This is a genomic window from Streptomyces sp. NPDC101166, from assembly GCF_044768125.1.
GTDB lineage: Bacteria > Actinomycetota > Actinomycetes > Streptomycetales > Streptomycetaceae > Streptomyces.
Genome location: NZ_JBIWPF010000108.1, coordinates 1 through 1,479 on the forward strand (window position 1 = coordinate 1; position 1,479 = coordinate 1,479).

The following is a 1,479-nucleotide window of genomic DNA, read 5'->3' on the forward strand; positions in this document are numbered from 1 at the left end:
CCCGCACCAGCAGATCGCGGTTGGTGACCAGGCCGTGGATCTTGGCCCGCTGCAGGGCGGAAGCCAGCAGATGCGCGGCCTCGTCGCGGGTCTCGGCGAAGGAGATGACCTTCGACAGCATGGGGTCGTAGTGCACGCCCACCACCGAGCCGTCCACGACGCCGGTGTCCAGGCGCACGCCCGGCTCGGTCAGCACGGTGAATTCGCCCAGGGTGCCGGGGATGTCGAGGCGGTGCACCGGGCCGGACTGCGGCTGCCAGTCGTGGGCCGGGTCCTCGGCGTAGAGCCGCACCTCGATGGAGTGGCCGCGCATCTCCGGCTGCCGTGTGGGCAGCGGGCGACCGGCGGCCACCTGCAACTGGAGGCGCACCAGGTCCAGGCCGGTGACCTGCTCGGTGACCGGATGCTCCACCTGGAGACGGGTGTTCATCTCCAGGAAGAAGAAGTCGCCCTTCTCGTCGGCGAGGAATTCCACGGTGCCCGCGCCCTCGTACCCGATGGCCTCCGAGGCCAGCCGGGCCGCCTCGAACAGCCGCGCCCGCATGCTCTGCCCATCAGCCCTGCCCGCGGGCTCTCCGTGGTTACGCTGCGCGAGCGCAGGGAGGTGGAGCGGCGCTTCCGAGCCTGACGCGCGCAGGGCGTCGATCTTCTCGACCAGCGGGGACGGGGCCTCTTCGACGACCTTCTGGTGGCGGCGCTGGATCGAGCACTCGCGCTCGCCGACCGCCCACACGGTGCCGTGGGTGTCGGCCATGACCTGCACCTCGATATGGCGGCCGGTCTCGAGGTAGCGCTCACAGAAGACGGTCGGATCGCCGAAAGCGGACTGGGCTTCCCGCTGCGCGGCCTCGATCTGATCGTTCAGCTCGGCCACATCGCGCACCACGCGCATGCCGCGACCGCCACCACCGGCGGACGCCTTGATCAGCACGGGCAGCATGTCCGCGGTGACCTCGGCCGGGTCCAGCTGCTTCAGCACCGGGACACCGGCGGCGTCCATCATTTTCTTGGACTCGACCTTGGAGCCCATCTGCTCGATGGCCGCGACCGGCGGGCCGATCCAGGTCAGCCCGGCGGCCTGCACGGCCTTCGCGAATTCGGCGTTCTCGGACAGGAATCCGTAGCCGGGGTGGATGGCGTCGGCGCCGGCGGCCAGCGCGGCCTCGATGATCAGCTCACTGCGCAGGTAGGTCTCGCCAGGCGTGTTGCCGGGCAGGCGGATTGCCGCGTCCGCCTCGGCGACGTGCGGCGCGTTGGCGTCCGCATCCGAGTAGACCGCCGTGGTAGCGATACCCATCCTGCGGCACGTCGCGAAGACGCGCCGCGCGATCTCGCCACGATTGGCGACCAGAACGTTCGTGATCTCCATGTGTGGCCTCACATCCGGAAAACGCCGAAGCCCTCGGCGCCCTTGATCGGGGCATTGTGAATGGCGGACAAGGCCATTCCCAACACCGTGCGGGTGTCGCGGGGGTCCTG

At 69.8% G+C, this 1,479-nt stretch carries 1 protein-coding gene; it reads right to left on the reverse strand.

What is annotated here, in order from left to right:
- A partial coding sequence (locus ACIRS4_RS36785) for an acetyl/propionyl/methylcrotonyl-CoA carboxylase subunit alpha (RefSeq protein WP_404204395.1) occupies nt 1–1,369 on the reverse strand: 1,369 nt, incomplete at its 3' end.
- Between the last annotated feature and the right edge of the window lie 110 nt (nt 1,370–1,479).